Here is a 5,231-nt window from a genome sequence, read left to right on the forward strand (position 1 = left end):
CAAGGATAGAGATAAACCGAGAGCCTTGCCCCCTCATCCGACCCTTCGGGCCACCTTCTCCCCGGCGGGGAGAAGAAATATGCCGCAACGCCTTGCACTATCCGAATGAGCGGCGGATAAATCCGCCGTCTCATTGCCTCTCACGCCTCCAGCCACTTCACCTGCTCGGCCGTCAGCCTGATATCCAGCGCCGAAAGACTGTCTTCCAGCTCCGCAATCGTGCGCGGCCCGATCAGCGGAATGACCGGGAAAGGCTGGGCGATGACATAAGCGAGCGCAATATGGATCGGGTGGCGGCCGAGTTTCTGCGCGAGCTCTATCGCCCGGTCGCGGCGGACGAAGTTGCGGTCGGAATACCAGACGCGGACGATTTCTTCATCGTCATGCTTGTCGCGCCCTGCCCTGTCCGTGAAAAATCCGCGCCCCTGGCTGGACCAGGCGAAATTGGGAATCTGGCGCGATTTCAGCCATTGCTTCCACTCATCGTCTGATGCAGCAACGCAGCCCGCCCAGATGGGATCGAGCATTTCCGCCAGCGAGAAATTGTTGGAGAGCGCGGCCGGAGCCTGCTTGCCATTCTTCGCAGCATAGGCGGCCGCCTCATCCATGCGCTCGCGCGTCCAGTTGGAGCCGCCGAAAATGCCGCGAATGCGTCCGCGCCGGACTTCGGCATCCATGGCATCGACGAACTCGCCGACCGGAACCTCCAGATTATCGCGATGCATGAAATAGGCATCGACATAATCCGTCTTCAGCCGCGCGAGCGACTGATCGAGCTGCTTTGCGATCATGTCAGGATAGCAGAGCGGCGAATGTGCACCCTTGCCGATCAGCACGATCTCTTCACGCGGCACGTTGCGGCTGGTGTGCCAGTCGCCGAAAATCGTCTCCGTCCTGCCTGCGCCATAAACATAGGCCGTATCGAAGAGATTGCCGCCCGCCTCGTAAAAGGCATCCAGCGTCAGGGATGCAGAAGCGAAATTGGGGAAGAATTCGAAACCGAGCGCGACCACGGAAGCGGGTTTGGCAAGGCCCGGAATCTGCCGCTTCGGCACTGCGTTTCCGGCCACGACCTTGCCGCCGGCAATATTGGCAACGCGCAACGTTGCTTTTTCAATGCTGTATTCGAGCCCGACGGAAGCCCGCCATTGATCCATGACACGCAGATTGCCGAGGCTGTCCGCCCAGGCCATGCCGGGTGCATCGAATTCCTTTTTTCCCTGCCGGATCGCCTCGCCGGCCGCGTCGACCTCGAAGGAATAAAGCCAGCGATCCTCCGGCAACTCGATGGTTTCCACCTTGTCGCCCCTGATGATATCGATCCGCCCGGTGCCGCCCTTGTGGCCGGCGGCGAACCAGAAATCCTTGACCTCGATACGGCCCTCCGAGCCGATGATGCGCAGCACATTGTCCTGCGCCGCCATGATCGAGCACGAGACTTCCGCGACAATGCCGTTTGCGAATTTCAGCACGGCCGAGGCCCATTCATCGACACCCGACTGGCCGAGATGGGCGGCGCCCGCCACTTTTTCCGGTTCGGCGAAAGGTTTTCCATCCACGGCGCCGGCGATCATCCGCACCATGGAAACCGGATAACCGCCGACATCGAGAATGCCGCCGCCCGCCGTTTCATTGGCGAACAGCCGGTGATCGGCCCGGAACGAGCCCATGTTGAAACCGAAGCTGGAGCGGATGATGCGGATATCGCCCACCGCCCGGGCTTTCACCAGTTCCAGCAATTTCGACGTCTGCGGGTGCAGGCGATACATATAGGCTTCGCCCGCGAAGACACCGGCCTTTTTCGCCTCGTGGAAAATGGCGTCGGCATCATAGGCGGAAAGCGCGATGGGCTTTTCCACCAGCACGTTTTTACCCGCCCGGATTGCCTTGATTGCCCATTCGGCATGGCCGGTATGGGGTGTGGCGATATAAACGGCATCGATATCGGGATCGGCAAGCAGCGCGTCGTAACCCTTGATAATGCGCGCACCGGAAAAAGCTTCGGCAAGGCCCGGCTTGTCCGGGTTGCGGGTGGCGATGGCCTCTAACCTGCCGGTGCGGGAATGGGCAATGCCATCGGCAAAGGTTCTGGCGATGGTGCCCGGGCCGATGATGCCCCAGCGGATCGGTTGTTCGGTCGTCATGAAATCGTCGTCCTTCATATCAGTCTTGGGTGCTTGGGAAAGGGTTCAGCGCAGGCGGCCGCCCCTGCTGTCGAAAAGGAAAGCGCGGCGGGCGGAAAGGCCGACCGTCAGCCGGTCACGATTGCCGACATCGCGCGACTCCGGCCGCTCAATGATGAGCTGCTCGCCGCCTTCTGTTCGGGCATAGACGTAGCTGGTATTACCGAGATGTTCGGCGACATCGACATGAACGGTGAGATCGGCATCGCCCCCGCCCGCATCGGCAAAATGTTCCGGCCGGATGCCAAGCGAAACCTTGGCTCCCTCACTCAAACGGCTTTTCACCGGCAGGCTCAGCCGCACCGCAGGATCGCTGTCGAGCGAGAGCGTAACGCTCTCCGCGCCGCTGCCGATGATGGTGGCGTCGAGGAAATTCATCTTCGGCGACCCAACGAAACCGGCAACGAAGCGGTTGGCGGGATCATCGTAGAGATCGAGCGGCGCGCCGACCTGCTCGATATTGCCCGCCCGCAGCACTACGATCTTGTCGGCCAGCGTCATCGCCTCGGTCTGGTCATGCGTCACATAAATCATCGTGGTGCCGAGCTGCTTGTGCAGCCGCGAGATTTCCACGCGCATCTGCACCCGCAATTCGGCATCGAGGTTGGACAATGGCTCATCGAACAGGAAGACCTGCGGTTCGCGCACGATGGCGCGGCCGATGGCGACGCGCTGGCGCTGGCCGCCGGAAAGCTGCTTCGGCCGGCGCTGCATCAACTCGTTGATCTGCAGGATTTCGGCGGCGTGGTTGACCCGCTTTTGCGTATCGGCCTTCGGGTTGCCGTTCATCCGGAGGCCGAAGGAGAGGTTTTCGGCAACCGTCATATGCGGATAAAGCGCATAGGACTGGAACACCATGGCAATGCCGCGATCGGCCGGGTCGGCATCACTCACCGTCCTGCCGCCGATCACGATATCCCCACCGGAAATATCCTCCAGCCCGGCGATCATGCGGAGAAGCGTGGATTTGCCGCATCCGGAGGGGCCGACGAAAACGACAAATTCCCCGTCCTTTACCTCCAGATTTGCGCCATGGATCACTTCCAGCGCGCCATAACGCTTGACCACGTTGTTGAGCGAAAGTTCCGCCATGCGGCCCCCTTACTTGACTGCCCCGGCGGAAATGCCGGCGATGAAGTGACGCTGCAACGCCACGAAAACCACGAGAATGGGTGCGGTGAGCAGCACCGCGCCGGCCATGATGCCGCCCCATGACACTTTGGTGAGCCCGATGAGGGTGCCAAGCGCCACGGGTGCGGTCATCATTCCTGGGCGGGAATTGATGAGAAGCGGCCAGAGGTAATTGTTCCACGAGGCCAGGAAGAGAATGATCGACAGCGCCGCCATGGTGGGCCGCGCCAGCGGCAAAGCGATGCGGAGGAATATCTGCCATTCCTTCACGCCTTCCACCCGTGCCGCGTCGAAAAGTTCCGTCGGCATCATCGAGAAGGATTGCCGCATGAACAGCACGCCGAGCGAGTTGAACAGCGGCGGCACGATCAGCGCCACCCAGGTGTTGGCAAGCTTGAATTCCCGCGCCACCATGATGAATTGCGGAATGACGACAACGGCGAAAGGCAAAGTGATGGTGCCGAGAATGATGGCGATCACCACCCCGCGTCCGGCAAAACGGTAACGCGCCAGCGCCCAGCCGGCCATCGACGTCAGGAACACCGAAAGCACGGTGTAAATGACGGCGACGGTGATGGAGATGAACATGGCCCTGAGGAAGTTGGTATCCGCCTGCAGGTTGTTGAAATTCTTGACGAAGTTGGTGGATGGCACCAGCACGATATCCGGGCTGAAAATGCCGTAATCCGGCATGGTCGAAAAAACGAACATCATCCACAGCGGAAACAGCCAGATGATGGCAAGCGGCGTCAGCGCCGCATGCAGCGCGATCTTCTGCCAGAAAAGCGATCTCGATTTCGATCTCATTTCGGCTCCCTCCCGACCCAGAGATTAAGCAGCGAAATGGCGATGGCGAGCGCCGCCATGGTGTAGGCAATGGCCGAGGCGTAGCCGAAATTGAGCGAAGTGAAGCCCTGCCGATAAAGGAACAGCCCCAGCGTCTCCGTGCCGCCGCCCGGCCCGCCCCTGTTGGTGATGAGGAAGGGTTCGGCAAACAGCTGCATGGTGCCGATGACCGACAGCACGACGCAGAACAGGATGATGGGTTTAAGCAACGGCAGGGTGATATAAAAGAACTGCTGACGCTTGCTGACCTTGTCCAGCGTCGCCGCCTCATAAACATCGCCGGGGATCGATTGCAGCCCGGCCAGAATGATGATGGCGTTATATCCCGCCCAGCGCCAGGTAACCGCGATGATGACCAGTGCCATGGCCGCATTGGCATTGTCGAACCACGAGACGGGCGAAAGTCCGACTGAGGTGATGAGCTTGTTGATGATGCCGAAATCGGCGCTGAACATCAGCCGGAACACCGCCGCATAGGCCACCTCGCCAACGACGACAGGCGCAAAAAAGGCAAATCGATAAAGCGGCCGCGCCTTTAGGAGCGGCGAATTCAACAGCACCGCCATGACGGTGGCGAGCGCGATCATCACGGGCACCTGAATGACCAGAATGATCAGCGTGTTATAAAGCGCATTATAAAAGGCCGGATCGGAAACGAGCCGCCCCCAGTTCATGGAAGGCGCAAACCGCCATGGGTTGATGCGGGTATTCTGGAACGACAGCATGAACGAGCTGATGATCGGCCAGACCCAGAAGGTGGCGAAAATCAGGAGATAGGGCGCAAGAAACGCATAAGCGATCCTGTTCCTGGACGGCATGACGACCTCCATATGCCGGACGATGGCCGGATAAATGGAAAAGCTTGGAGTCCTGCCCCGTTCGAGGGCGAGACCATTGCACGGCGGTGCGGCCTATTTCTTCTCCCCAAGGGGGAGAAGGTGGCCCGAAGGGTCGGATGAGGGGGATGGCTCTCGATTTATCACTAACGTCGAAAAAACAACACACACACACACGCACGCGCGCGCGCGCGTCGTCCGTCCGTCGTCGTCCGTCCGTCCGCGACGTCCGTCG

The 5,231-nt window shown here is 60.3% G+C and carries 4 protein-coding genes; all 4 read right to left on the minus strand.

Features of this window, described 5'->3' with window-relative positions:
- Window positions 1-140: 140 nt before the first annotated feature.
- Genes AGR7B_RS14955 through AGR7B_RS14970 form a run of 4 tightly spaced genes read right to left on the minus strand, consistent with a single transcriptional unit; the run spans window position 141 to window position 4,978 of the window.
- Complete coding sequence (locus AGR7B_RS14955) at window positions 141-2,144, minus strand: aldo/keto reductase (RefSeq protein ID WP_080858109.1); 2,004 nt, start codon at window positions 2,142-2,144, stop codon at window positions 141-143.
- A 45-nt stretch (window positions 2,145-2,189) separates the two neighbouring features.
- Window positions 2,190-3,275, minus strand: coding sequence for an ABC transporter ATP-binding protein (locus AGR7B_RS14960; protein WP_080857187.1), 1,086 nt, complete (start codon window positions 3,273-3,275; stop codon window positions 2,190-2,192).
- A gap of 9 nt (window positions 3,276-3,284) precedes the next feature.
- The gene (locus AGR7B_RS14965) at window positions 3,285-4,121 is read right to left on the minus strand and encodes a carbohydrate ABC transporter permease (protein WP_080857188.1); all 837 of its coding nucleotides are present in this window, start codon (window positions 4,119-4,121) and stop codon (window positions 3,285-3,287) included.
- Window positions 4,118-4,978 (minus strand): carbohydrate ABC transporter permease, encoded by an 861-nt coding sequence (locus tag AGR7B_RS14970; RefSeq protein WP_065656190.1) that lies wholly within the window; start codon window positions 4,976-4,978, stop codon window positions 4,118-4,120. The genes AGR7B_RS14965 and AGR7B_RS14970 overlap by 4 nt, the downstream gene beginning before the upstream one ends.
- Between the last annotated feature and the right edge of the window lie 253 nt (window positions 4,979-5,231).

The sequence above is a fragment of the Agrobacterium deltaense RV3 genome (genome assembly GCF_900013505.1).
Taxonomy (GTDB): Bacteria; Pseudomonadota; Alphaproteobacteria; order Rhizobiales; family Rhizobiaceae; genus Agrobacterium; species Agrobacterium leguminum.

What these genes read in the sequence shown, in the direction of transcription:
- AGR7B_RS14955 (WP_080858109.1), bottom strand. Translation starts at nt 2,144, where the DNA reads ATGACGACCGAACAACCGATCCGCTGGGGCATCATCGGCCCGGGCACC.
- AGR7B_RS14960 (WP_080857187.1), bottom strand. Translation starts at nt 3,275, where the DNA reads ATGGCGGAACTTTCGCTCAACAACGTGGTCAAGCGTTATGGCGCGCTG.
- AGR7B_RS14965 (WP_080857188.1), bottom strand. Translation starts at nt 4,121, where the DNA reads ATGAGATCGAAATCGAGATCGCTTTTCTGGCAGAAGATCGCGCTGCAT.
- AGR7B_RS14970 (WP_065656190.1), bottom strand. Translation starts at nt 4,978, where the DNA reads ATGCCGTCCAGGAACAGGATCGCTTATGCGTTTCTTGCGCCCTATCTC.